The 26,837-nt window shown below is 34.7% G+C and carries 24 protein-coding genes; 6 read left to right on the forward strand and 18 right to left on the reverse strand.

Features of this window, described 5'->3' with window-relative positions:
* Positions 1 to 134 precede the first annotated feature (134 nt).
* On the forward strand, positions 135 to 539 hold the full coding sequence (locus GTZ96_RS05925; RefSeq protein WP_161641991.1) for an excinuclease ABC subunit B: 405 nt from the start codon (positions 135 to 137) through the stop codon (positions 537 to 539).
* Here the strand turns inward: GTZ96_RS05925 and uvrB are convergent.
* Positions 536 to 2,527 (reverse strand): excinuclease ABC subunit UvrB, encoded by a 1,992-nt coding sequence (gene uvrB / locus GTZ96_RS05930; protein ID WP_161641857.1) that lies wholly within the window; start codon positions 2,525 to 2,527, stop codon positions 536 to 538. The genes GTZ96_RS05925 and uvrB overlap by 4 nt on opposite strands.
* Before the next feature lie 258 nt (positions 2,528 to 2,785).
* Between uvrB and GTZ96_RS05935 the strand changes: the two genes are divergently transcribed.
* Both GTZ96_RS05935 and GTZ96_RS05940 read left to right on the forward strand, forming a co-directional pair.
* Positions 2,786 to 4,165, forward strand: coding sequence for a CmpA/NrtA family ABC transporter substrate-binding protein (locus tag GTZ96_RS05935; RefSeq protein ID WP_161641859.1), 1,380 nt, complete (start codon positions 2,786 to 2,788; stop codon positions 4,163 to 4,165).
* A gap of 481 nt (positions 4,166 to 4,646) precedes the next feature.
* The gene (locus GTZ96_RS05940; protein WP_161641862.1) at positions 4,647 to 5,063 is read left to right on the forward strand and encodes a hypothetical protein; all 417 of its coding nucleotides are present in this window, start codon (positions 4,647 to 4,649) and stop codon (positions 5,061 to 5,063) included.
* Positions 5,064 to 5,342: 279 nt separating this feature from the next.
* Here the strand turns inward: GTZ96_RS05940 and GTZ96_RS05945 are convergent, their stop codons facing one another.
* The 14 genes from GTZ96_RS05945 to trmD form a co-directional block, all read right to left on the reverse strand.
* A complete protein-coding gene (locus tag GTZ96_RS05945) occupies positions 5,343 to 5,921 on the reverse strand; it encodes a YdeI/OmpD-associated family protein (protein ID WP_161641864.1) in 579 nt (192 codons plus the stop codon).
* A gap of 267 nt (positions 5,922 to 6,188) precedes the next feature.
* The gene (locus tag GTZ96_RS05950; protein WP_161641866.1) at positions 6,189 to 8,711 is read right to left on the reverse strand and encodes a glycoside hydrolase family 95 protein; all 2,523 of its coding nucleotides are present in this window, start codon (positions 8,709 to 8,711) and stop codon (positions 6,189 to 6,191) included.
* Positions 8,712 to 8,894: 183 nt separating this feature from the next.
* On the reverse strand, positions 8,895 to 9,158 hold the full coding sequence (locus GTZ96_RS05955; protein ID WP_161641868.1) for a hypothetical protein: 264 nt from the start codon (positions 9,156 to 9,158) through the stop codon (positions 8,895 to 8,897).
* A 222-nt stretch (positions 9,159 to 9,380) separates the two neighbouring features.
* Entirely contained in the window at positions 9,381 to 10,388 is a 1,008-nt protein-coding gene (locus GTZ96_RS05960; protein ID WP_317168880.1) for a type I restriction endonuclease, read from the reverse strand.
* A 158-nt stretch (positions 10,389 to 10,546) separates the two neighbouring features.
* Positions 10,547 to 11,509 (reverse strand): 23S rRNA (adenine(1618)-N(6))-methyltransferase RlmF, encoded by a 963-nt coding sequence (gene rlmF, locus GTZ96_RS05965; protein ID WP_161641870.1) that lies wholly within the window; start codon positions 11,507 to 11,509, stop codon positions 10,547 to 10,549.
* A gap of 188 nt (positions 11,510 to 11,697) precedes the next feature.
* Positions 11,698 to 12,360 (reverse strand): thiamine diphosphokinase, encoded by a 663-nt coding sequence (locus tag GTZ96_RS05970; protein WP_161641872.1) that lies wholly within the window; start codon positions 12,358 to 12,360, stop codon positions 11,698 to 11,700.
* 388 nt (positions 12,361 to 12,748) lie between these two features.
* Complete coding sequence (locus tag GTZ96_RS05975) at positions 12,749 to 13,567, reverse strand: DUF4249 domain-containing protein (RefSeq protein ID WP_161641874.1); 819 nt, start codon at positions 13,565 to 13,567, stop codon at positions 12,749 to 12,751.
* A 28-nt stretch (positions 13,568 to 13,595) separates the two neighbouring features.
* Positions 13,596 to 15,977 carry a TonB-dependent receptor gene (locus GTZ96_RS05980; RefSeq protein ID WP_161641876.1) on the reverse strand — a complete coding sequence of 794 codons (2,382 nt, stop codon included), beginning with the start codon at positions 15,975 to 15,977 and terminating at the stop codon, positions 13,596 to 13,598.
* A gap of 107 nt (positions 15,978 to 16,084) precedes the next feature.
* Positions 16,085 to 17,356: an MFS transporter gene (locus GTZ96_RS05985; protein ID WP_161641878.1), complete on the reverse strand. Its 1,272-nt coding sequence runs from the start codon at positions 17,354 to 17,356 to the stop codon at positions 16,085 to 16,087.
* Positions 17,357 to 17,360: 4 nt separating this feature from the next.
* Positions 17,361 to 17,591 carry a hypothetical protein gene (locus tag GTZ96_RS05990; RefSeq protein ID WP_161641880.1) on the reverse strand — a complete coding sequence of 77 codons (231 nt, stop codon included), beginning with the start codon at positions 17,589 to 17,591 and terminating at the stop codon, positions 17,361 to 17,363.
* An 11-nt stretch (positions 17,592 to 17,602) separates the two neighbouring features.
* Positions 17,603 to 18,193: a TetR/AcrR family transcriptional regulator gene (locus GTZ96_RS05995; RefSeq protein ID WP_161641882.1), complete on the reverse strand. Its 591-nt coding sequence runs from the start codon at positions 18,191 to 18,193 to the stop codon at positions 17,603 to 17,605.
* A gap of 324 nt (positions 18,194 to 18,517) precedes the next feature.
* Positions 18,518 to 20,755: an NADP-dependent isocitrate dehydrogenase gene (locus GTZ96_RS06000; protein ID WP_161641884.1), complete on the reverse strand. Its 2,238-nt coding sequence runs from the start codon at positions 20,753 to 20,755 to the stop codon at positions 18,518 to 18,520.
* Positions 20,756 to 21,024: 269 nt separating this feature from the next.
* Positions 21,025 to 21,375 (reverse strand): 50S ribosomal protein L19, encoded by a 351-nt coding sequence (gene rplS, locus GTZ96_RS06005; RefSeq protein ID WP_161641886.1) that lies wholly within the window; start codon positions 21,373 to 21,375, stop codon positions 21,025 to 21,027.
* A gap of 182 nt (positions 21,376 to 21,557) precedes the next feature.
* Entirely contained in the window at positions 21,558 to 22,238 is a 681-nt protein-coding gene (trmD, locus tag GTZ96_RS06010; protein ID WP_161641888.1) for a tRNA (guanosine(37)-N1)-methyltransferase TrmD, read from the reverse strand.
* A 377-nt stretch (positions 22,239 to 22,615) separates the two neighbouring features.
* Between trmD and GTZ96_RS06020 the strand changes: the two genes are divergently transcribed.
* Both GTZ96_RS06020 and GTZ96_RS06025 read left to right on the forward strand, forming a co-directional pair.
* Entirely contained in the window at positions 22,616 to 23,233 is a 618-nt protein-coding gene (locus tag GTZ96_RS06020) for a murein L,D-transpeptidase catalytic domain-containing protein (protein WP_161641892.1), read from the forward strand.
* A gap of 156 nt (positions 23,234 to 23,389) precedes the next feature.
* The gene (locus GTZ96_RS06025) at positions 23,390 to 24,322 is read left to right on the forward strand and encodes a peptidylprolyl isomerase (protein WP_161641894.1); all 933 of its coding nucleotides are present in this window, start codon (positions 23,390 to 23,392) and stop codon (positions 24,320 to 24,322) included.
* A gap of 148 nt (positions 24,323 to 24,470) precedes the next feature.
* Here the strand turns inward: GTZ96_RS06025 and GTZ96_RS06030 are convergent, their stop codons facing one another.
* Positions 24,471 to 25,034, reverse strand: coding sequence for a thioredoxin family protein (locus tag GTZ96_RS06030; RefSeq protein ID WP_161641896.1), 564 nt, complete (start codon positions 25,032 to 25,034; stop codon positions 24,471 to 24,473).
* A gap of 107 nt (positions 25,035 to 25,141) precedes the next feature.
* On the opposite strand from GTZ96_RS06030, the gene GTZ96_RS06035 reads away from it, so the two are divergent.
* Entirely contained in the window at positions 25,142 to 25,483 is a 342-nt protein-coding gene (locus GTZ96_RS06035; RefSeq protein ID WP_161641898.1) for a tRNA-binding protein, read from the forward strand.
* Between the two features lie 8 nt (positions 25,484 to 25,491).
* Here GTZ96_RS06035 and GTZ96_RS06040 read toward each other — a convergent pair whose 3' ends face one another.
* Both GTZ96_RS06040 and GTZ96_RS06045 read right to left on the reverse strand, forming a co-directional pair.
* Positions 25,492 to 26,295, reverse strand: a complete 804-nt coding sequence (locus GTZ96_RS06040; protein ID WP_161641900.1) for a sulfurtransferase — start codon at positions 26,293 to 26,295, stop codon at positions 25,492 to 25,494.
* Between the two features lie 143 nt (positions 26,296 to 26,438).
* A complete protein-coding gene (locus GTZ96_RS06045) occupies positions 26,439 to 26,822 on the reverse strand; it encodes a PUR family DNA/RNA-binding protein (protein ID WP_161641902.1) in 384 nt (127 codons plus the stop codon).
* Positions 26,823 to 26,837 lie beyond the last annotated feature (15 nt).

Consider the following 26,837-nt stretch of genomic DNA (forward strand, 5'->3'; position numbering starts at 1 on the left):
AGTTATTTTTATGCTATTTTTTGCTTTTTTATGTTGGAAAAAAAATATGATTTTCCGATTAAATTGTTTGATTGTTCCTTTTTCTTTGGGTTATTATCATAAAAAATGATATTTTAGCTAAAATTATTGACGATATGGATACTTGTGAAGAGAAGAAAAAATTGCTTTTGGAGATGATTGCCTTTGCAACAGTTGATGGTCAATTGAGTAAAAAAGGCTATGATTTTTTATTTCTAATTGCCAATGAATTGAATTTTGGAAAGGGAGGATTCATTGATTTATTGAGTCAGGAAATGCCAGCACTACCTGATAATATGAAATTGAATCGAATCAAGCAATTTTATCAGTTGGTTGTGTTTTTTCAGAACGATGGTGTTTTATACAAACAAGATCCGGATTTAATTGTTCATATCGCAATTAGCATGGGATTAGATACAGACGCTGTCAAATATTTAATAAAAAAGGTGAAAAACGCACCTAACTCATCAATTTCAGATGACGTTTTATGGGATATTTTTAATGAAGCAACAGATTATTAAGCGAGCTGTTCCTGTAGTTTTTTAATTTCATCACGTAATTTTGCTGCTTGCATAAAGTCCAAATCTTTAGCGGCTTTTTCCATTGATTTACGCTTCTCGCGAATGCGTTTCTCCACTTCATCTTTCGATAAGTATTCGTTTATAGGTTCTGCGGCAGTATTCAAAGTATGTCCCAGTTCATATTCTACCAAAGGATTTTTGGTAAAAGCACTATCAATTTTCTTATTCAATGCCTGCGGAACAACGTTATTAGCGGTGTTGAAATTAATCTGTTTTGTTCTGCGATAATTGGTTTCGTCAATTGTTTTTTGCATACTGGCCGTGATTTTGTCTGCATACATAATCGCTTTACCGTTCAGGTTTCTCGCAGCACGACCAATAGTTTGTGTCAACGAACGATGTGAACGCAAGAACCCTTCTTTATCTGCATCTAAAATAGCCACAAGCGAAACTTCGGGTAAATCCAATCCTTCACGCAATAAGTTCACTCCAATCAAAACATCAAAGATTCCTTTTCGCAAATCTTGCATAATTTCGATTCGTTCCAAGGTATCTACATCCGAATGAATGTAACGACAACGAATACTTACTTTAGTTAAATATTTCGCTAATTCTTCTGCCATTCTTTTGGTCAAAGTAGTGACCAAAACGCGTTCGTCTAATTCACAACGTTGCTGAATTTCTTCTATCAAATCATCAATTTGATTCAAACTTGGACGAATTTCGATAATAGGATCCAATAATCCCGTTGGACGAATCACTTGTTCGACCACAACGCCTTCAGTTTTTTGTAATTCGTAATCGGCAGGTGTTGCTGACACATAAATTACCTGATTTTGCATGGCTTCAAATTCGTCAAATTTCAACGGACGATTGTCCATCGCTGCGGGAAGTCTAAATCCGTATTCTACCAAATTTTCTTTTCGGCTTCTATCGCCTCCGTACATAGCGTGAACCTGAGAAAGCGTTACGTGACTTTCGTCAACGACCATCAAATAATCTTTTGGAAAATAATCCAACAAACAGAATGGTCTCGTTCCTGCCAATCGTCCATCAAGATAACGAGAATAATTTTCGATCCCAGAACAATAACCCAATTCCCGAATCATTTCTAAGTCGAAATTGGTTCTTTCTTCCAGTCTTTTGGCTTCAAGATGTTTGCCGATTTCTTTAAAATAATCGACTTGTTTGACTAAATCCTGCTGGATTTCCCAAATAGCACCTTGCAGTACATCAGGCGAAGTCACAAACATGTTAGCGGGATAAATAGTCAGTTTTTCGAATCTTTCAATGACTTGAGAAGTTTTTACATCAAAGCTTTCAATTTCTTCGATTTCGTCACCAAAAAAGTGAATTCGGTAAGCATCGTCGGCATAACTTGGGTAAATTTCCACCGTGTCGCCTTTAATTCTGAAATTTCCAGGAGTAAAATCAGCTTCGGTTCTGGAATATAAACTTTGTACTAAACTGTGAAGTAATTTGGTTCTGGAGATTTCTTGTTCTCGTTGTATTTCAATGACGTTTTTTTGAAATTCCACAGGATTTCCAATACCGTACAAGCAAGAAACCGAAGCTACCACCAGAATGTCTCTTCGTCCCGAAAGCAGCGAAGAAGTAGTGCTTAAACGCATCTTCTCGAGCTCTTCGTTGATAGATAAATCTTTTTCGATGAAAACCCCTGTTACAGGCATAAAAGCTTCAGGCTGGTAATAATCGTAATAAGAAACGAAATATTCCACCGCATTATTAGGGAAAAACTGTTTGAACTCTGAGTATAATTGAGCTGCCAAGGTTTTGTTGTGTGCTAAAACCAAAGTAGGTCTTTGCACTTCCTGAATTACATTGGCCACCGTAAACGTTTTTCCAGAACCAGTAACACCTAACAGTGTTTGGAATTTATCACCATCAATAATGCCTTGCGTTAATTTTTCAATAGCCTGAGGCTGGTCTCCCTTAGGTTGGTAATCGGATACGACTTGGAAATTCATGGGTTTATATTGCTGAGTCGCAAAGGTACAAAGGAATTCAAGAAAAAAAAGTTTAGAAAAACTTAAAACTTTCAGGAGTTCTTTGAGATTGCTGCTAAAAGATTACTGTTTCAATTTAGTTCCTTTCCAAGGCCTCAGATATACTCATTTCTCGTCTGTTTCAAAAAAATATAAAACATAAGTTAAGTTGTTTTTTCGCATATTTTAACTACGTATGGATACTTAATTTTGGACGAATAATAATTCAAAAATTGTAATATGAAAAAAATAATACTTAGATTATCATTAGTAGTGCTATTATCAATCTCTGTTTTAAGTTTTAAAAGCCCCCAAAAAACTAATGCAATTTTAATTAATCAGGAGACCTATCCTCCAAAGACAAAAAAATTAAATTTAGAAAAAACCGATGTTACTTTAGGCTTTATAAAATTGACGGATATGGCACCGCTGGCCATTGCCAAACATAAAGGCTTTTTTGAAGATGAGGGTTTAAATGTGACCTTGGAAGTGCAAGCCAACTGGAGGGATATTTTTGATAAGGTTGTTGACAGCCAAATCGATGGAGCCCAAATGTTGGCAGGGCAGCCTATAGCAGCAGCAATTGGTTGTGGAAGACAAGCCGAATTAGTGACTCCATTTTCTATGGATTTAAATGGAAATGCAATTACGGTTTCTTTTGATGTTTGGAATAAAATTGTGGCTTATTTGCCGCGTGAATATGGAGTGCCAGTGCATCCAATACCTGCCAGTGCTTTGTTGCCAGCTATTAGTTTGTATAAGAAATTCAATTATCCTTTTACAATGGGAATTGTTTCCCCTTATTCCGGTCATAATTATCAGTTGCGCTATTGGTTGGCTGCGGGAGGAATAAATCCTGGTTTTTATAATAGTGTTAATGGACAAGGAGCAACTAGTGGACAAGTGATGTTGTCTGTGATTGCCCCACCACAAATGCCGAGTTCCCTTCAGTCAGGACTGATTACCGGCTATTGTGTAGGAGAGCCCTGGAACCAGCAAGCGGTAGATCAGGGTATAGGAGTGCCTATTATTGCTAGTAAGGATATTTGGAAAAATCATCCTGAAAAAGTATTTGTGATGACCCGAGCGTTTGTTCAGAAAAATCCAAATACGGCAATTGCTATTACAAAGGCATTAATTAAAGCCGGAAAATGGCTAGATGATCCTGAAAACAGAAAAGAAGCCACCCGAATATTATCTAAATCGGCTTATGTTGATGGCGAAAAAAGGGTAATTGATAATTCGATGTTGGGAACATTTGAGTTTGAAAAAGGGGATATCAGGTCTTTACCGGATTTCAATGTTTTTTTTAGATACAATGCAACCTATCCTTATTATTCAGATGGAATTTGGTTTTTAACACAGATGAGACGTTGGGGACAAATTGCAGAATCAAAGCCGGCAGAATGGTATGATTCTAAAATTAGAGAAGTTTATAAACCCGAAATTTGGAAGATGGCTGCTAAATTATTGTTGGATGAAGGATTTTTAAGTAACACCGATATTCCAGTAACAGATGGCTATAGAGCTCCCACCAAGGAGTTTATAGATAATATGTATTATGATGGTAAAAAACCAATTGAATACATCAACAGTTTTAAAATTGGGAATAAAAATTAATTGTTTTTTTAAAGAAAATAGAGATAGTTTCCTTTTTTTAAAAGATGAAATCTTGATGAGAAAAGGGGAATTGTGTAGCTATGTCAATTTGCACCCGACGGCTTTTAGAAAGCCGTCGGGTGTTATAGAAAAATCGGTTAAAAACCGAAAGTTACTATCGTAAAATTGAAGACTTTGCGAAGCAGATTAAAAAGCCAATCGTTATGGACACGGAGTGAAAATCTGAGCTATCGGGGTTTGCGATATATACAAAAGTGATTGGGACATAATAGCTGTAAACTACTGAGATATCCACGCATGTTAATACGAAAAGTATTCAGGAAATTAAAAGTCCTTTTGAAGATTTGTAAGAAAAAAAACAATATCTTTGAAAAGATACAATAGTAACAAACTTTCACCTATATACCTAATTTGGTATACTTTGCGAAAGTTTGTTTCGCATATGTATATAGGGGTTGTGTGTAATTGTAAAAATCGAACTATGAAAAGAATTTTATTGCTTTTAATTTGTTTTATCATTTTATCTTTTTCTCAGAATAAAAATATTGAAGAATATAATTTCATTGGAAAATGGAAAGGTATCGATGACAAAGGTGAAATCGGATATATTATTTTTGAAAAAGATGGAACTGCATCGATGAAAAATGGTGATAACGCTATGGTGGGCGGTAAAGATTATTATATAGAAGGTAAAAAAGCAACGATTACTTATGTTATCGATATTACAGCAAAGCCTATCAGTATTGATTTTATCATGAATTTAGAAGGTCATGAACTACCAGGGAAATTATCTTTTGTTGCAGAAATAATTGACGATAATTCTTTTAAGGTGGAATCAACTAAGGAAAACAAATCTGGGAAAAAAAATTCAATGATATTAACAAGGATTCAGGAATAACGGAACACAATAGCTAAGCCGCAGCATGAACAATCAAACCTGTGTTGAACGGAATTTTATTTAATCATTTTCAGAATTGCAAAGTAACGAAGGAATTCAAAAGGGAAATTGTTTTAAGATGGTTTTTCGGATGGTTTTTCGGATGGTTTTTCGGATGTTTTTGAGGAATTAAAAAGCCCAACCCGACAGCTTACTAAAAGCTATCGGGTGTTTAAAATGATTAAAATAAAAAGTCTCTACCGTAAAGTTTGAGGTGTATACGTGAAGAATAATATTTTCTCAATCATCCAAGCCTTTTCCGTCAAGAATTTTGTCTATATATTTTTCGATTCGGGCTTCACGGGTTTTGGCTTGCTTGGCAGCAGAAAAATATAACAAATAGGCTTTTTGACGCCCTGGTGTCAGCGAATAGAAAGCTTTGTTCAATTCGGGCATATCATCTAAAACGGTTTTGAATTCTTCGGGCATATTGAATTCGGCGGTGGTTTTCATCACGACTTTCAGTCCTGCTTTTTCTATGGTAATGGCTTCGTTGATGTAGTCTTTAATTACCGACTCTAATTTTTCAATATCCTCCACACTTTTAAACCTGAGTTGGCGTCTGTCCTGAACATTTTCGGTTTGCTGAATGAGGATTCCTTTTTCGTCTTTCATTAATACACCTTTGAAGAAAAGTAAGGCACAGTAGTCTTTGAAACCGTGGATTAATACAATGTTAGCATTATCCAGAGTGTAGCAAGGATGCATCCATTTGAACTCTTCAGTCAAGTTGCATTCCAGTGCCATTTCTCTCAAGAGTGTCATTTCATCTTGCCACTTTTTTGCTTTGCTTAAAAATTGATCTATTTTGGGATTCATAGGATTTTTAAATAAAATTGTTTTTAACAGCTCGTTGGAAATGGATTATAAATCTATGCTATTGGATTGGTAATCAGATACGACTTGGAAATTCATTTGTTTTTCTGTTGCAAAGTTGGAAGTTGCAAAGTTACAAAGTTTATCGCCAATTCAATCTAAAGGAAAAGCTAAAGAATTGTTGTGTTTTGTTTGGGAATAAAAAAACACAGTCGCCTTATTAAAAAATAAAATGACTGTGTAAAAGTTTTGAAACGTTGAACGTTTCGGTTATAATTTGATTATTTGATAGGTTTTACCTTTGGTTGTTTTAAATGAAATTTGGTAACCATTGGCCGTTTTCTGTGAAACAATATCGGAATTTTTGATTTTCACTGGAACTTTGGTAATAATGATACATTCGGCACCATTTAATGATTTTATGGATGCAGTATTCAGCTGTTGTTTGTTCCAATTCATATCTATTTCAAATCCACCTCTGGCAATAAGTCCTTTTACGTGACCTTCGCTCCAGGCTTTAGGTAAGGCAGGCAATAATTGAATGTAATTGGATTGACTTTGCAAAAGCATTTCAGCCATACCAGCGGTACCCGCAAAATTTCCGTCAATTTGGAATGGAGGATGTGCATCAAAAAAGTTAGGATACGTACCTCCAGCTCCATAATTTGTTTTAGACGAATCAACGTAATTTAATAATTGTCTTATCAAAGAATAGGCATGATCGCCGTCTTGTAATCTTGCCCACCAGTTAATTTTCCATCCTTTGCTCCATCCCGTTCCTTCGTCTCCGCGAACTTCAAGTGATTTTTTGGCAGCATTAAAAAAGTCAGTAGTCAAAGGAGTTATTTCTCTTCCGGGATGCAAACCAAATAGGTGAGAGGCATGACGGTGGTGGATATCTGTTTCTTCAAAATCCTTGTACCATTCCATCAATGTTCCATTTTTTCCAATTTGTAATGGATAGAATTTACTTCTTTTGGCAATTAAAATGTCTCTAAAAGCTTTGTCTGTATTTAATGTTTCAGAGGCTTCAATTAAATTATCGAATAAATCTCTAATAATCGACATGTCCATCGTGGTAGCAACAGATACAGATTGTTCTTTTCCTTTACTGTCTTTAAATTTATTTTCAGGAGAAGTAGAGGGAGCAGTAACCAAATAGCCGTTTTTGTCTTCTACTAACCAGTCTAAAGAAAATAGCGCGGCATCTTTCATAACCGGATAGGCTTTATCGGCCAGGAATTTTTTATCTCCTGTAAAACGGTAATGCTCATAAAGATGTTGTGTGAGCCAGTTTCCACCCATCCACCAGTTTGCCCAAACCGGATCACCTTCGCCTTTATCGCCCACAGGATTACTCAATGCCCAAAGATCCGAATTATGGTGTGCTACCCAGCCATTGGCGTTATAAAATTCGCGTGCAGTAACTTTTCCGGTTTTAGCCAAGCTTTGAATCCAGTCTAAAAGAGGCTGGTGCATTTCAGAAAGATTAGTCACTTCTGCTGGCCAATAATTCATCTGGGTATTGATGTTGATGGTGTAATTAGAACTCCATGGTGCGCGAAGTTCTTTGTTCCAAATTCCTTGTAAATTAGCCGGAGGTCCACCTGGACGAGAAGAGGAAATCAGTAGGTATCTTCCGTACTGAAAATATAAAGTTTCTATTTCAGGATCATAAGCGCCATTTGAATAGGCTTTCAATCGTTCGTTAGAAGGTAATTTTGTTTTAATAGGATTGTTCACCGTATCTTTTACGGCAAAGGAAACCCGGTCAAAATAATGCTTATAATCAGCAATGTGTTTGCTGTACAACTGAGTGTATGTTTTTTTAATTGCTTTATTGATTCGATCTGAGGCAATTTTATTTTCATCTTTTCCATTTTTATCGGGACATTTATCAAATCCGTTAAAGCTGGTTGCTGCAGCAATGTAAAGTACCACTTCGCTAGCATTTTTAATTTTAATTCCCGAATTAGTTGTCGTAACACTTCCGTCTTTGTTAACGGCTTTAATGCGATATTGGTAGCGCATACCATCGCATCCTGTCGGATCTTCGTAGGTAATAGGTTCTTTTCCTTTTGGATTATAATAGGACGGATTTACATTCACAGGTGCTTTTCCACTAATAATAAGTTCATTGTTCCCTTGGGTTGACGGACTGTATTTTAATTGGCTTTTAGAAGAAACATCAAAAGTAAGTGCTCCTTTTTGGTTTGAAGAAATTCGAACCAACATGACATTATCCGGTGCAGAAGTGAAAATTTTCCGGGTATATTCGACACCATTAATCGTAAATTTTGTGGTTGCCACCGCATTCTGAATATCCAAATCGCGATAGTAAGCCGTTGGCTTCGCATTATTAAAATCCTGTTTGATAAGGATATCGCCTAAAGGCAAATACGACTGTGAATACAAGCCTTGCATTTTTCTGGTCAATTGATTGGCTTTGGTATAATCTTCCTCTTGTAACAAGGCTTCCCTTATTTTTGGCAAATAGTTTTTTGATTCCGGATTGACATTTGTTTTTACCGGACCACCGCTCCATAAAGTACTTTCGTTAAGTTGTAACAGTTCTTCTTCAACGCCGCCAAATACCATAGCTCCAATTTTTCCGTTTCCTACCGGTAATGCTTCCACCCACTTTTCAGAAGGTTTGTTGTACCATAATTTCAGGTCTTGTGTATTTGAATTGCTGTTGTTTTGTGCTTCACAAAAATGTGTAAAAAGGATTTGAACAGCTATAAAAGAAACAATCTTCAGCTGATTTGGTTTGGTTTTATAAAAAAAGGGCATAAAAAGGTTTGGTTTTTAATTGTGTGGTTTAATAGGTTTAAGGTTTTTATTTTGAGTTTCTAAGAATAACTAAAACATACAACTTTAGAGCAAGTTATGGTGAAATTTTAAAAGTATTGGAATAATTGGAATTCGATAATCAGGTTAAAATGTTAATCGTTGTAGGCAAAGATGCTGCCTAAACTATTCTTCTCGCAGCCATTTTTCCATTTCTTTATTTACGGAATCATTATCAAAATAATTTCCTTCAGAATATTCTTTTTGAGAATTTTGAATTTCTTTTTTTTGTTGTTCCGTAAGCATTATTATTTTTTGCAAATCAGGATTGTTGCTTTCGACACTTTTTGATTTACTATCCAAAATAGTGTTTATTGCTGATAAAAAAACTTCATCATCAATTCCAGCAATTTTAGAAATCAATAAATTTTTTAATTCAATTGTGCTCATAAGAAAAGAATTTATACAAATTTAATGAAAAGCGGTTTATGAATAATAAAACGACTAGTTTTTCTGCTAGGCTATTTATTTTGAAAATTTTAAAAGATAATTTTTAAGGGTACAGAAAGAATTTCCGGGCTAACGATTTTAAAAACTGAAAAACACTATCTCAAAGTGTCAGATTTTGAGATAGTGTTTTTAATAAAATATAATTTTAAAGAGGGTGATTTATTACTCGTAATTTTTTATTGTTGTTAACAATTCTGTTTTATAATTATAAATTTCTTCAAGTGAATTTAGAAGCTTTTTTTCTCCATTATCTTTTCCATTATTGAAAAGTTCAATGTATTTATTTGATGAATTAAAATGTAGTCTACAAATTGGTTTACGATTATTATCATCTAATAAAATTCCAAAATAGGATTGAGTATCTCTAAAAGCAATTCTTGATGCAGGTAGAATTTCTCTTAAAATGGCTTTTATTATTTGAGAACCCTCAATTTCTTCTTCTGTAGTTATGAATTTCGGTGTTTCTGCATTTTCATCTATAGGAGTTATTTGCTCAATTATTTTTGTTGGAATATTTTCACCAATATTTAAAGCGTTTTTTAATCTAAAATTTATTGATTCATTTATTGAATTTGAAAATGCCTTTTTAGTGTATTCTTTGAAAGTAGCCATTCTTGTGGCTGTTAATGGTTTGTCAAAAAATCTGCTAACTAAAAGTTTTACCATTTCATCAGAAGGATGTTTAAGCTCATTTTCAAATTCGTTTCGAATAGCTTTTATATATTTTAAAGCTTCTGCTGAATCTAAAATACCTTCTAAATTATATCCGTTTTTTGAAAATTTTTCTAATATTTTTAAACTAGAATCTTTTAGATTTGATAAGTCCAAAGTAAAGAATGGTTTTTCATCCATTATATTAGGCTTTTCTAAGTCAGCAAAAAAGTTATAAGTATGTCCGTTCGTTAAAACACCAAATCTAGACTTAGAAACGTGATAATATCTATGAAGTTGAGAATTATGTGCATCTACCTTTTCTTTCCAGTGTTTGCATTCAATAATTAAAATTGGTTCTCCATCTTTTTTAATTACATAATCTATTTTTTCACCTTTTTTAGTTCCAATGTCACATATGAATTCAGGAATTACTTCCGTTGGATTAAAAATGTCATACCCTAAAATCTGAATAAAAGGCATTACAAATGCATTTTTTGTAGCTTCTTCAGTATTAATCTACTCTTTTAAGGAATCAACTCTTTGATGTAATTGTTCCAACTTCAATTTGATATCTGTTTCCATTTGTTATGACTATATTTTAGTTGTGAAAGAAAAGGTTTATTTTGTTTCGCTAATATATAGTTTTTATACAAATGAAGTAAGAAAATTTTTAATTAAAAAACAGGCTTTTCTGTTTCGAATTTCCAGTTTTTTTGTTGGGTTTCGGTAAGGAAAGTCCAGGCAAGGATGCGGCTGATTTTTTGTCCTTGTGCCATATCGATGGTTTTTATTTGTGCAGCGTTGACCTTATTTAAAGTTTTATAAAGACTACCCAGATGCGATTGTTTAGAAACCAAACTGGTAAACCACAAGCATTGCATTGGGTAACGGGCACTTTCGTAAATCATTTGGGTGATGAAACCGAGTTCTCCGCCTTCGCACCACAATTCGCTGTTTTGACCACCAAAATTTAAAACCGCTTTGGTTGATTTTTTGTTTTCTAGATTATTTACTTTTCGAAGGCTGCCTTTGCTGGCTTCTTCGGCTGATTTATGAAAAGGAGGATTGCAAATCGTGAAGGCAAATTTATCTTCGGGGGTGATGATATTTTTAAATACAAATCGAGGCTCTAATTGTTGTTGCAAACTAATTACATCAATCAATTTTGGATTGGCTTCGATTATTTTGCTGCAATTGTTTAGGGCTTTTTCGTCAATATCAGTACCCACAAAACTCCAGTTGTAAACCACATTTCCAATGATAGGATAGATGCAATTGGCTCCAACTCCAACGTCAAGTCCTTCGACTTCGGTTCCTGTTGGAATAATGCCGTTGTTGCTTTCAGCCAATAAATCGGCGATATAATGGATGTAATCGGCTCTGCCTGGAATAGGTGGGCAAAGGTAATCTTGAGGGATATCCCAGTTTTGAATGTCGTAATAGCTAATTAATAATGCCTTGTTCAAGGTTTTTACCGCTTGAGGATTACTGAAATCGATGCTTTCTATTTGGTGTTCGTTAATGAAAACAAATGGTTTTAATTCAGGACAATTTTCGATTAGCAAGTCAAAATCATAGCGTAATCGATGTTGGTTTCTTGGATGTAAACTGGTTTTCTCCGTAATTGCTTTAGACATTTTATTTTTAATTTCGCTGCAAAGGTACTGTTTTCAAATTTGTTTATAGCTAATACTTAGTTATTTGGGAGTTAATTTATGCAGTTTTTTTTTGGGACACAGACCTGTCTGCCGACAGGCAGGTTTAAGAAATTGTAATGATTTTATAAATTTCTCTAATCAGTGTTTCTTTTTACTTTATGTGTTGATTAATCCATGCATTCCATCAGTAATAAATCGCCTTCGTTGTGCTCAATAATGACCAAACCATCCTGAGCTACATGATTGCTGCTTCCTGTGCGATAGCCAATAGTCAGGCTGTCATCTTTTAAAGGATAGAATAGGTTTTCAGAATGAATTCCACTGACATGGCCAATAGGAATTAACGAAATAGGCGTATTAGCCGTGTACCATTTTTCGAATTTTTTTGGCAACAAAAATACTTTCGAATGGTCGTCTAAGATTACAATTTTCAATTTGTCGCGGTAGCGAACAATATTGGTCAGATTGGTAATGGTATGGTCGGCTCTTCTTCCCGTTGCCCAAACTACGTTTGCCGCAGGAATATTGCGTTCAATTAAATAATCGAATGCTTTTTCTAAATCGGTTTTGTTTTGGTCGGGAGTGTGAACAATTTCAAGTGGATATTGTTTTTCTTTGTAATAATTAGCATCAAAATCGCCGTCGAAATCACCCAGTAAAACATCTACTTTGATATCCAGTTTCATCACGCGTTCGATGGCAGAATCTAATACAATTACCAGCGGAGACCATTCGAGTAATTGCCCTAATAATTCGGGATTACAGGCAGCGCCATTAGCAATGATTAATGCAGGTTCTTGATCGTCGCGAACAATATGATGTGATGACAAAGGAATGAAGATTTTAGATTAACGATTTTGATTTAAGCGTTGAGTTAGCAAAGATAGCTAATTGTTTTTGAATGTTTTTTTTGGCTTTTCCAACATTACTACAATAATCATTTTTCTTTTTTGCTTGATCAAAAAAGAAACAAAAAAATCAAGTCTTGCACTTCCTCGTCGGTCAAATTAGTTTTCGAATTAGCTTCGCTCTGTTCGCCTTCGGCTCGAGTCTAAAAGAAAAGAACTCTCCGCCGCGGCGGATCAAACAGCTTTTCTTTTTGCGTATTCTTCAAACATTTGACACTCGAATGCGGAAGTTAAGGACAGTTTCACAAATAAAATCAATTTAGTTTGTGGCTGAAAATAAATAAAATCTAAAACGATATTATTTTAATATTTATTGAACTACATAACGGCGCATATCAGATTCGCCAAGAGCAAAATAACCCAACGGATAATTTTTAGGATTGGTACTGTTGCTAACATTTCCTCTTACAGTAGCAGGAGGAGTTTGAAAAGGACCGCCAGAATTACTACCCATGATACCAATTAAAATATTCATGTAATTGTAATATTGTTTGGAAGCAGCAAAGTGTGTCAACTCGATTACATCGCCTTTTTCTAGATGGTCATTTTGTGAACGGCTGGAAAATTCGTTCCCCTGAAAAAATTTGTCTTCATCTACATTGTAGTCTACAGTAGATTCACCGGAATATTCATAGCTATACAGATAGTAGTTGTTTACAGTAGCAGGATCATTAAAATAAGCCTTAATTTCAATCTCTTTTCCTGTAAAACCACCTTGGTTGTTTTGTTCAATTCGGGTTATTGGAGCTAGCGCCTGAAATATTTCTGTTGCGGTATAGGTTTCACCATTGTTAATGATTTTCAAGGTATAGGTTTTTCCAATTTCCGGAACAAAATCAGTACAGCCGTATTCTCCTGTGTTTGGAATTTCTATAAAATTAAAAACCCTATTGTTACTGTTTGTAATAGAAACATTAGCTCCCGTTACAATAGGAACTTCGGTGTTATAATAGCCAGTGGTTGTGGTGAGTTTTATTTTTTGCGCATTTCCAGAGCTGCCTTTGATCCAGGCAATGTTAGCTTCGACAACTAATCGGGGAGCAGCGGTGTCTAATTCTAAGTCAACTACTTCTTCGCAGCTGCTAAAAAAAGTCACCAATAGTAAAAGGGGAAATAGTATTTTTTTCATTGTCGTATCTTTTTTCGAAAGGAAATTTTTAGAATTTAAAATTATAACTCACCGCAGGAACTATCCCAAAAATGGATGTTTTTACGGCTTCGTTTGCAGCAGTATCCACATTTTGTCTAAAATTGATTGAAGCCGCATTCTTGCGATTGTATAAATTGTAAATACTGAAAACCCATTCGCCTTTCCAGTTTCTATTTTTGTTTTTAGTAGGCGTTAAAGTTGCTGAAACGTCTAAATGGTGGTAGGCAGGCAATCTGTTTTGGTTGCGTAAACCATAACTGGGAACATCCACGCCTAAATAATTGTATTTGCCATCAGGATAGGTTACCGGTTGCCCCGATTGCAGAGCGAAATTGGCTCCAAAAGCCCATTTTTCATTCAAATGATAGGCAGAAGTTATCGCTAAATTATGCGTTTTATCATAAGCCGAATTATACCATTCTCCGTAATTGATACCTATTTCTTCGGGAGTTCTGCCCGGAGTTTGTTGCTCTGATTTAGATAGGGTGTACGAAATCCAACCATTTAATCGTCCTTCATTTTTCTTTAACATCAATTCCAAACCATAGGAACGCATTCTGCCATTTAGCACAACTTGTTCGATAGCTTCATTGGCAATCAAATCGGCACCATCAATGTAATCCATGCGGTTTTGTATTTTCTTGTAATACGTTTCTATTTCCAATGAATAATCTCCATTTTGGATGTTTTTAAAGTAACCGATGGCTACTTGATCGGCAATTTGCGGTTTTATATAATTATCGCTAGGCATCCAGACATCCAAAGGGGTAGGAGACGAGGTGTTAGAAACCAATTGAAGATATTGTAACATTCGATTATAACTCGCTTTTAAAGCATTGTCTTCATTCAGTTGGTAAGAAATAGCAAATCGCGGTTCGAAGTTGTCAAAGCTTTTGATAGTTTTGTTTTTGCTGTAATATTTTGTGCTTGAAGGAATTGCTTTTTCGTAAATCTGAAAAACCGGATTGAAAACTACCGGATTGTTGTTTTCGTATAAATTGATTGTTGAATTTCCTAAACGATAGAACATACTGTAACGCAAGCCATAGGTAACAGCCAGCTTTTTGTTTAGTTTGTTTTCGGCTTCAATATAAAGTGAAGGTTCAAAAGCATATTTTCGGTCTAATTGGTCTGGATTTATTCCAGATTTGGCATTAGATGGTTTGATAGTTCCGGGATTGAAATTGTAATAAATGGCATTGGCACCATAATTCAATTTGAAATTATCGGAAATATAATTTTTGAAATCGTATTTGATATTATAGTTTTTAATGCCCGAATCCCAATTGAAACCTACGAAATCCAAATCCAATCCGTAATAGTAATCACTGTAAATTACCGAAAGATTCGAAAATAATTTATCAGAAAATAAGTGATTCCAACGCATATTTAGCGTGGTGTTTCCGTAAGTATTGCTAAAACTTTTGTTGATTGCAAAAACATCACGACCAAAATAACCCGATAAATAAATATTGTTGTTGTCGTTAATTTTATAGCTTAATTTGGTATTCAAATCATAAAAATAAGCCGAGTTATTTTTTTGTTCTTCGGACAATTTTAGAAATAAATGGGCATAAGAAGCTCTTCCGCCAATTAAAAATGAACCTCGGTCTTTTACAATGGGACCTTCGGCAAGAAGGCGACTGGAGATTAATCCGATTCCGCCATTCATGTGAAATTCGTTACTGTTCCCGTCTTTTTGATAAATATCTAAAACCGAAGAAGCTCTTCCTCCAAAACGAGCCGGAATTCCGCCTTTGTATAATTTTAAATCCTTGATAGCATCGGGATTAAAAACAGAGAAAAATCCAAAAACATGTGAAGAATTGTAAATAGTGGCTTCGTCTAAAAGAATTAAATTTTGGTCGGCACCACCACCTCGAACATTAAATCCCGAGGCACCTTCACCAGCATTAGTAACCCCAGGCAATAGTAAAATCGATTTTATAACGTCTACTTCTCCTAAAACTACAGGCATTTTTTTAATGGCTGAAATAGAGAGTTTGTTCACACTCATTTCGGGTGTTCGGGTATTGGCTCGGCCTTTATTATCGCTAACAATTACTTCGTTTAGGATTTCGCCGTTTTCGGTAAGTGCCCAATTCATTTTGGTACTTTGCGTGAGCGAAATGTTTTTTTGAATGCTTTGGTAACCAATATAACTGATGTTTAGATTCTGATTTCCTTTTGGAACACTTATCGAATAAAAACCATATTCGTTAGTAGTGGTTCCTATTTTTAAATCAGGGAAATAAAGATTGACACCAATTAAGGTTTCGTTATTTTTAGTATCGGTAATAATTCCGCTTAAGGTGAATTTGTCTTGTGCAAAAGTAGTTATGCTAATGAACAGAAAGACAAAAAGGAAATTGATTTTTTTTGTAATCATTTTAGGAAAATTGAATTGCAAATGTCAATTATTAGTACAGAAAAGCCAACTGAACAACTGTTAATTAATGTTTAATATTGTGTGCAAATCTTTTTTAGTTATGCCAATTAAATTTCTGAAACTGCCAATATAGTCTTTGATTCCTGTTCCGGATTTTTTTTCAGATGCTGACTCACACGACTAAGCAATAGAATTGAAAGCAATGATATTCCAATTATTATAAAACCTAAGGTGTTGTAATGTTCTAACGGACTAAAATTGTCTTTTTGAACTACAATTGTTCCTGCAAAGGCGGCGGCAATTCCGCCTGAAATTTGTTGTAACGAAGAATTGATACTCATAAAAGCACCTCGGTCTTCTTTGGCAGGAATTGAAGTTACTAAGGCCGTAGAAGGAACCATTCGGCTCATTACGCCCATCATCATAAGAATGTTGATAATGGCTACCAACCAAAAAGGAGTTTCGGCAAGATTAGTATAAACAGCAACTGTTATGATTGTCCAAATAGAAGCCACAGTGAAAATTTTGAATTTATCGATTCGATCACTTAGTTTTCCAATAATTGGCATGATAATCAACGTAGAAAAACCTGCAATCATAAAAAGAAGAGGTAATTGCTCATCGGTTATTTTTAAATTGTTAATGGCAAAAGCACTACCAAAAGGCATTAGCATAAAACCTCCAACAGAAAGAACTGCGGTTGCGGCAAATCCTATGCGGTATTCGCGTTTTGAAATGGTATGAATTAAATGTTTAAATGCAGAATTCTCTTTTTGTATAGCAAGATGTTCCGTAAGTGGTTTTAATTTTATTGCAATTAGAATAGCGATGATTAATGCCATTGCTGCTACCCATAAAAAAGGAGCATGCCAATCCCAGGCAGTAGCAATATAAAGACCAAGCGGAATTCCGAAGATTTGGCTTGCGCCAAAAGCCATTTGGATAAAACCCATCACGCGACCACGTTGTTGCATCGAAAACAAATCCGTTACAATTGCCATAGAAATGGAACCGATTACTCCACCAAATAATCCTGTGATGATTCTGGCTGCAACCAGTAAAGGGTAAGAAGTAACTACTCCGCATAGAATGGTTCCTAAAATAAATCCGGTGTAAAAGAATAGAAGTAATTTTTTTCTATCGAATTTATCAGCAAAACCGGCGGTTAGTAATCCTGAAATTCCCGCACTAAAGGCATAAGCCGATACTACTAAACCAAAATGGGATGGTTTTAGTTGCATCGTCTTCATTAAAATATCACCTAATGGCGACATGACCATGAAATCTAAGATTACCGTAAATTGGGTAATGGCTAAGATAAAAATAGCAAATTTTTGATAGGAAGTAAAAGGAACTGCTTGTGGTGTTGTGTTCTTCATTTTGTTATTCGGTTAGTTCAGCACATTTAAAATCCTCTGCTGTTATCATTTTAATGATTTCTTGTGCATGTAAAGATTTGCTTTCAATTCGCAATACCGAATCAATGTCTTCCAAATCGATATTCCATTGTTCAATTGCCGGATTTGTATTCAATAGCTTGCTTATAATTTGCTTTTCTTTTTCGGTTTTGATATTGGTACCAAAAATCAAAATGTTGTTAAAATCAGTTTCCATAAGTTATAATTTTACGGTGTTAATGCTTTTAGGACTAATTCAAATGTTTCGTCGATTGTTTTTTTGTTGAGTTTAAAAGGGCCTCCTCCAAAGTTTTTACCGTCTCTTTCAAATCGCAATAAGGAGTATAAAGGCCCATAAGCTACACTCCAAAATGTTTCTTTTGAGATAGGAATTAATTCCTTTTTCTCCACTGAGTTTTTGAAAAAGGAGCCCATAATAATTTTGAAATCCAATAAGCTTTTTTCTAGAATGTATTCGCCATAACTAGAGTGGGTTAGGACTTCCCAGCAACTGACTTCAAGCGGTTTGCTTAGCGCAAAACGGATTCTGTTCTCCCATTGTTTGTATAAACCTTCTTTGAACGACATTGAAGGAGAGAAATCTTTAGCCATTTCGTCAAAGAAGTTTTTCCCAATTTCGATTCCAATTTTCTTTATCAAATCGTCTTTGTCTGAATAATAGATGTACAAGGTAGCTACTGATATACTGCTTTCTTTGGCCAGACGGTTCATGCTAAAACCTTCGATGCCTTTTTCAACAAGCAATGCGATGGCTTTTTGTTTAACGATTTCTTCTTTATTGCTATCTCTTGTTCTCATTCTTTTTTGAATTATGCGACAAAAGTATTAATTATAAATGAATGTTCGTTTACTTATAATGAAAAATATTTTATATTGTTTAGTTGTTTTGCGACCAAAGATGTTTGCAATAAAGTAAAAAGGAACACAGATTAGAGAAATTTATAAAATTATTCCAATTACTTAAACCTGCCTGTCGGCAGACAGGTCTGTGTTGCAGTAAAAACCTCAAACTATTATTGAGTTGATGTATAATTTAAAACGGTATTCTTGAATTTTTAAAAATAAAGAACAAAAAAAAGACAACCCTTTCGAGTTGTCTTTTGAATATTGGTATAAAAACGATTAAGCTGTTTTTAATACTGAAATTTTATCTAAAATAGCATTAAAAGTTGCGCTAGGACGCATCGCTTTGCTTGCTAAGGCTTGATTTGGTTGGTAGTAACCACCAATTTCTTGTGGTTTTCCTTGTGCACCAATTAATTCAGCATCAATTTTAGCTTCGTTTTCAGTAAGTTCTTTTGCAATTGGAGCAAAGATAGCTTGTAAGTCAGCATCTTTAGTTTGGTTTGCCAAAGCCTGAGCCCAGTATAAAGCTAAGTAAAAGTGAGAACCACGGTTGTCAATTTGACCTACTTTTCTAGCTGGAGATTTATCATTTTGCAAGAAAGCATCATTTGCCTGATCTAAAGTTTCAGATAAAACAATTGCTTTTTCATTATTTAAACTTTGTCCTAAATGCTCTAATGAAGCGCCTAAAGCCAAAAATTCTCCTAATGAATCCCAACGTAAATATCCTTCAGTTACAAATTGCTCTACGTGTTTAGGAGCTGATCCACCTGCACCAGTTTCGAATAATCCACCACCATTCATTAATGGAACGATAGATAACATTTTAGCAGAAGTTCCAACTTCTAAAATTGGGAATAAATCAGTAAGGTAATCACGCAATACGTTTCCTGTTACTGAGATAGTATCTAAACCTTTGATGATTCTTTCTAATGTGAATTCAGTTGCAGCAATTGGGTTTAAGATACGAATATCTAATGCAGTTGTATCGTAATCTTTCAAGTATAAGTTTACTTTTTCGATTAATTGTCTGTCGTGTGCTCTGTTTTCGTCTAACCAGAAAACAGCAGGAGTATCAGATAAACGTGCTCTATTTACAGCTAGTTTTACCCAGTCTTGAATAGGAGCGTCTTTAGCTTGACACATTCTGAAAATGTCATTTGCTTCAACAGCTTGTTCCATTAAAATATTTCCGTTTACATCAACCACACGAACAACTCCGTTAGCTGACAATTGGAAAGTTTTATCATGAGAACCGTACTCTTCTGCTTTTTGTGCCATCAAACCTACGTTTGGAACAGATCCCATTGTTGTTGGGTCAAAAGCACCATTCTTTTTACAGAAATCAATTGTAGCAGTATATACACCAGCGTAAGAACGGTCTGGAATAATAGCGATAGTATCTTGTGCTTTTCCTTCTTTGTTCCACATTTGTCCAGAAGTACGGATCATAGCTGGCATAGAAGCATCTACAATTACATCTGAAGGTACATGAAGGTTAGTGATTCCTTTGTCTGAATTCACCATGGCCAAAGCTGGACCGTTTTCAATTGCTTGATTGATGGCGGCTTCTACTTCAGCTTGTTGTGGGTGACCTGCAATTTTAGCATATACATCACCTAAACCATTTTTAGTGTTTACTCCTAATTCAGCAAATAAAGCTGCGTATTTTTCGAAAACAGCTGCGAAATATACTTCAACGATAGCTCCAAAGATAATTGGGTCAGAAACCTTCATCATCGTAGCTTTCAAGTGAACAGAAAGTAAAACTCCTTGTGCTTTAGCCTCAGCGATTGTTTTAGCAACAAAAGATTTTAAAGCGTTCAGGTGCATTACTGAACTATCGATAATTTCACCAGCTTTTAATGGAGTACTTGCTTTAAGAACAGTAGCAGTACCATCTTGTGCAACAAATTCGATTTTTACATCAGTAGCTTCGGCTACAGTAAGTGATTGCTCACTTCCGTAAAAATCACCGCTTTCCATAGAAGCAACCGCTGTTTTTGAATCAGCAGACCAAGCTCCCATTGAATGTGGATTTACTTTTGCGTAATTTTTTACTGCTTTAGGAGCTCTACGATCAGAGTTTCCTTCGCGTAAAACTGGGTTTACAGCCGAACCTAATATTTTAGCATATTTTGCTTTGATTTCTTTTTCAGCATCATTTTGTGGATCTTCCGGGAAGTTAGGAACATTGTATCCATGTGCTTGCAATTCAGCAATAGCTCCTTTTAATTGAGGAACAGATGCAGAAACGTTTGGTAATTTGATAATGTTTGCTTCTGGAGCAGTAGCTAGTTTTCCTAATTCAGCCAAAGAATCTTTTACTTTTTGATCCTCAGTTAAAAACTCAGGGAAATTAGCAAGGATACGAGCAGCAACAGAAATATCTTCTGTTTCAATTTCGATTCCAGCTGTAGCAGTAAAAGCTTCAACAATAGGTAAAAACGAATAAGTAGCTAACAAAGGTGCTTCGTCAGTTAATGTGTAAACAATCTTTGATTTTTGTGTCATTTTTTTAATTTTATAATCGTAACTCTTCGGCGAAGAATGTGAAATGTATTGTTTGCTTTGAATAAAGCGGTGCAAAGATATGTAAATCAGACTAAAATACAGTCCCGTTTGTTATAGAAATAGCGGAATTATGGGATAACTAACTACAAGGCTTTAAAATGTTATTTTTTTAAAGAATAGCTGTTTATTTGAGGATGTTATCCTTTTAGAGTAAAGTCCAAAAAAAAGTCCCGACAACGTCGGGACTTTTATGATAAAGAGACAATAAATTATCTTCTTTTGTCTTTGATTTTTGCTTTCTTACCAGTAAGTTGTCTGAAGTAGAAAATTCTAGCTCTACGTACAGCACCTTTCTTGTTGATTTCAATTTTTTGCAAAGCTGGCAAGTTGATAGGGAAGATACGCTCAACACCTACTGAACCTGACATTTTACGAATTGTAAAAGTTTCAGTACTTCCAGTACCTCTTCTTTGAATTACAACTCCTTTAAAGAACTGAGTTCTAGTTTTTTCACCCTCTTTAATTTCGTAGTAAACTGTGATAGTGTCTCCAGCTCCGAATTCAGGGAAATCTTTTCTTGTAACAAATTCGCTATTAACGAAATCTACTAAATTTGCCATTTTAATTGCTAATTATGGTTTTAAATCTAAACAACATTCACGGGTATCGCCAGAGGTTAATTAAATGTGGGTGCAAAAGTAAAAAAAAGTTATGAGTTATCAGTTATGAGTTATGAAATATTTTCGTTAAAAAGTTATGAGTTATTTAAACGGTTACACGCTTAACTCTTAACGTATAACTTTTAACTTTCCTCCAACAAATCCGGTCTTCTGTTTTTAGTGTGTTCATACGCCATGTCCTCGCGCCATTTGTCAATTTTAGCAAAATTTCCGCTAGTTAATACTTCGGGAACTTTCCATCCTTTGTAATCTGCTGGGCGGGTATATATTGGTCCTGATAATAAGCCGTCTTGAAAACTATCGGTCAATGCTGAGGTTTCGTCACTCAAAACTCCTGGAATTAATCGGATTAATGCGTCTGATAAAACTAAAGCTCCTAATTCGCCTCCGCTTAAAACATAATCTCCAATAGAAATTTCTTTGGTAATAAAATGATCGCGAACTCTTTGATCCACTCCTTTATAATGTCCGCATAGAATAATGATGTTTTCATACATTGACATGGTATTGGCCATTTTTTGGTTCAAAGTTTCTCCATCAGGCGACATATAAATAATCTCGTCGTATTCTCTTTGCGTTTTTAAATGCGTAATACAGGAGTCAATAGGTTGTACCGTCATGACCATTCCTGCTCCGCCTCCATAAGGATAATCATCCACACTTTTTTGTCTGTTGATAGTGTAATCTCTTAAATTATGGATATGAACTTCTACGAGACCTTTGTCAATGGCGCGTTTCATAATCGAAGCCTCAAACGGACTGCGTAGCAATTCAGGTAAAACAGTAATAATGTCAATTCGCATGATTGTATATCTAAGTTTGGATGGGGCAAAGGTACAAAGTTTTTTTTCAGAAGCTAATCAAGCTATTCACTTCAATATTGTCTTTTTAGAAGAAAGAGAAATAGATTTTAGACAAATGAAATTTCGAAAAATAGAAGTTGGCTAAAGTAATTCGGACTAAGGATTAGCGAAAAACAGCTTTTTCTTATTAATGTTATTTTTTATATAAAAGTGTATTGTTTGTTAACTTGGATTGCTTTTTGAATTTAAAAAAACAATACATTTGTAGTGTTATTTGTTTGTAATATAGTTAGTTATGTTTTTTTTTTTTTTTGTTTGGAAAAAGATAATTAATTAAGAATGCTGAAAGATTTTTGTAAAGCTAAAAAAAGAGGGAAATGAAAAGAGTGATTTTAGGGATGCTTACAATTGGATTGCTTTGTAGTTTCGGATTTATATCAAAAAAGAATAAAACGACTTCAAGCATAATTCGATCATTAAATACGGCGACTACTGAAGAAAGGATTTTTGAACAAGTTACGAGAATAAAAGACTTAGTAAAAACGAATCCAAAATTCAATAATGAAATTGCCTTTCTACTTGATATGAGAATCATGTCGGGGAAAAATCGCTTTTTTGTTTATGACCTAAAAAATGATAAGATTATTGATCAAGGCTTGGTTGCCCATGGTATTGGTTCCGGCTTGTATGGAGAGTTAAAATTTAGTAATGAAAATTATTCGTACTGCACTTCATTAGGAAAGTATTATATAGGCAAAAGTTATACAGGCGAATACGGAAAATCATATCGACTGCACGGATTTGAAGAGACAAACAGTAATGCTTTTTCGAGAAGTATTGTATTGCATAAATACAATAAAGTACCTTATGAAGAGCAGAATAATATTATATGTAATAGTTTAGGTTGTCCCATGGTAAATGAAACCTATTATAAAAGAATTGAAAAATTAATAGATGCTTCCAAAGGCAATATTATTCTGGATATTTACTATTGAAATCTTTCTTATCGTTTGAACAGTTTTTGTTTTAATCAGGACAAAAGATTTTCTGGACTGATTTAGTTTATTTCTACTTCAAATTTTCTGTTTTGCACATTGGCACATTCTCTAATTTAATTTGTAAATTTGCACTTCAATAAAAATTATTAAATAATGGAAAACGGTATATACGCTAAATTCAATACTTCAAAAGGAGCTATTTTAGTGAAATTAACACATGATTTAACCCCTGGAACGGTTGGTAACTTTGTAGCATTAGCTGAAGGAAACTTAGAAAACAAAGTAAAACCTCAAGGGACAAAATATTACGATGGATTAACTTTTCACAGAGTAATTCCTGATTTTATGATTCAAGGAGGTTGTCCTCTAGGTTCAGGAACAGGAGATCCAGGGTATAAATTTGATGATGAGTTTCATCCAAGTTTAAAACATGACAAACCAGGAGTTTTAGCGATGGCAAATTCAGGGCCTGGAACAAACGGTTCTCAATTTTACATTACTCACGTACCAACTTCTTGGTTAGACGGAAAACACACTGTTTTTGGTCAAGTAATCGAAGGTCAAGATATAGTTGATGCAATTGCTCAAGGAGATGCTTTAGAAGCACTAGAAATAGTTAGAGTAGGGGAAGAAGCTCAAAAATGGAATGCAGTTGAAGCTTTCCGTTCATTTGAAGGAAACCGTAAAAAACGTTTAGAAGCTGAAAAAAATGCTGCTGAAGAAGCAATGGAAAAATTAGCAGCTGGATTTGAAAAAACAGAAAGCGGTTTACGTTACCAATTCATCCAAAAAGGAGAGGGTAAAAAAGCGGAAAACGGAAAAACAGTTTCTGTACACTACACAGGACAATTACCTGACGGAAAAGTTTTTGATAGCTCTTACCCACGTAAAAAACCAATCGAATTCCCATTAGGAAGAGGAAATGTAATTGAGGGATGGGACGAAGGTATTGCTTTGTTGCAAGTAGGAGATAAAGCTCGTTTTGTAATTCCTGCTCACTTAGGATATGGATCTCGTGGAGCTGGAGGAGTAATTCCACCAAATGCTACTTTGATTTTTGACGTTGAATTGATGGACGTAAAATAATCTTTAGATTTAAGAATTCAGAACGCAGATTTTAGATTTCGGTTTTGATTCAAATAATAAAAAGTGGTTTTCTAACTGGAAAACCACTTTTTTTATATCTAAATTCTGCCTTCTCTATTCTGTTTTCTAAATTCTGTAATCTGCTTTCTTAGGATTTTTTCCACTTGATATTACAGCCAATGCTTGGTTTCTGGTTTGGATTAATACTTCTATTGTATAAAACACCATCTATGGCACCTCGCAAATCACTACCGCTTAACGGAATTCCGTTTCCGGGACGGCTATCGTCCAGTTGTCCGCGATAGACTAATTTGTCTTGTTGGTCAAACAAATAAAAATCAGGAGTGCAAGCAGCATTATAGGCCTTAGCGACTTCTTGGCTTTCATCATATAAATAAGGGAATTCAAAATTATTCTCGAAAGCATATTCGGTCATCAATTCAGGGGCGTCTTGCGGATAATTTACCACATCATTACTTGAAATAGCAATGATGCCAATTCCTTGAACTCTATAATCATTGGCAATTCGAACTACTTCTTTTATTACATGGTGCACAAAAGGACAATGATTGCAGATGAAAAACACCAATGTGCCTTTGTTTCCTTTTAAATCAGCAAAAGAAAATTGTTCTGTATTGGATTTGGTGTCTTTTAAGTAAAATTCGGGAGCTTGAGTTCCTAATTCGAGCATATTAGATGGAGTTCGTGCCATTATTTTATTGTTTGTTTTAGAGTTTAAAGTTACTAAAATTGCGGGCTATTTGAATGGTATAAACTAATTTTGAATTAGTAATGTTTTTAAAATATTATAATTGATTTATGGAGAATAATTTGACTTGGGCTGAATTTGAAAAAGTAGCCATGTACGTTGGAACAATACTAGCAGTTAATGATTTTCCTGAAGCGAGAAAGCCTGCTTTTCAATTGACTATTGATTTTGGCGAAGTCATCGGAATCAGAAAAACTTCGGCGCAAATCACCAAAAGATATTCTAAAGACGAACTTTTGAATCGTCAAATTGTTGCTGTAGTCAATTTTCCTAAAAAGCAAATAGGGAAATTTATGAGTGAATGTCTTGTTTTAGGTGCGGTAGGTGAAGAAGGAGATGTTATCCTATTAGCTCCTGATTTCAAGATTGAAAATGGTTTGCGAATAGGATAACTGCTTTTTTATTTTTCTATTGGTAAATCGTGGTCTTGTCCCCATTCGGTCCAGGAACCGTCATAAACTGCTTTTAGGTTGTTTGACGAAATTAATTCGTAAGCAATTAAATCAATACAAGCTGTAATTCCGGAACCGCAAGAGAAATATAACGGCTGGTCTTGATGTGGGAGTATGTGTCTTAGCTCTTCTTTAGGTAGAAAATGACCATCTTTTATAACTTGAGAAAAAGGTAAGTTTACGGAATTAGGGATGTGTCCGCTTCTTAGTCCTTCTCGAGGTTCTTCGGTTTCGGCATTAAAGCGGTCTGAAGAACGTGCGTCAATTACAATGGCTTCTTTTGAAGTAACATTATGTAAAATCTGAAATTTGTTTTTAAACATTTCTGACTTGAAGTGAACTTCGAAATCTCCTTCTCTAAATGATTTTGCACCCACTTTTTCGGTAGCTAAACCTTCTTTTGTCCAGGCAGGAAATCCTCCATCGAGTACCCATACATTTTCATGTCCCATACTTTTGAATAGATACCATGCTCTTGGACTCGAATAGATTCCTTTAGTGTCATAAACCACAATTTTACTATGTTTATTGATTCCAAGTTTTCTTGCTTCGGCAGCAAAAGCTTCTGGTTTTGGTAAGGTATTGGGTAATGAGGTTGAAATATCACTAAATTTATTTTTAATATCAAAAGTTCGGGCTCCAATGATTTGTAAATCATGAGGAGGAGTGTCCAAAACTGCATCCAGAATTATTAATTCAGGATTGTTGATGTTTTCTTGAAGCCAGTTTACAGATACAATTGGAATTTTCATAGGGATGTTTTTTTTATTGTTAATTGAAAAAAGCTATACTAAGATACAAAATTGGAAGTTAACTTGTTTTGTTTTTCTATAATGCAAAAAGTCCAAAAACCGAATGATTTTTGGACTTAAAGTATTGTTGTGATTTCTAGGAATTAAATATCGTCAAAATCAATATCTGTAAAACTAGAGGTTTCTGGAATAGATCCGTCAGCAGTCATTCTTTCAGAAGCATATTCTTTTTTGAAATCTTTTTGGTGTCTTTCAGAGATTACTTCTTCTCCTTTGTGGTTTAAAACGTAAGAAGTCATTTCTTCAAGGATTTCGGTGAAAGCAGCAAAATCTTCTTTGTATAAATATATTTTGTGTTTTTTAAAATGAAATGAACCATCTTCTTCAGTGAATTTTTTACTTTCGGTAATGGTAATATAATAATCATCCGCTTTTGTAGCTCTCACATCGAAGAAATAGGTTCTTCGTCCTGCACGTAAAACTTTAGAAAAGATTTCTTCTTTTTCTAACATGTCATTTTCTCTCATAATCCGTTCTATACA

It is taken from the genome of Flavobacterium undicola, assembly GCF_009909155.2.
GTDB classification, from domain to species: Bacteria; Bacteroidota; Bacteroidia; order Flavobacteriales; family Flavobacteriaceae; genus Flavobacterium; species Flavobacterium undicola.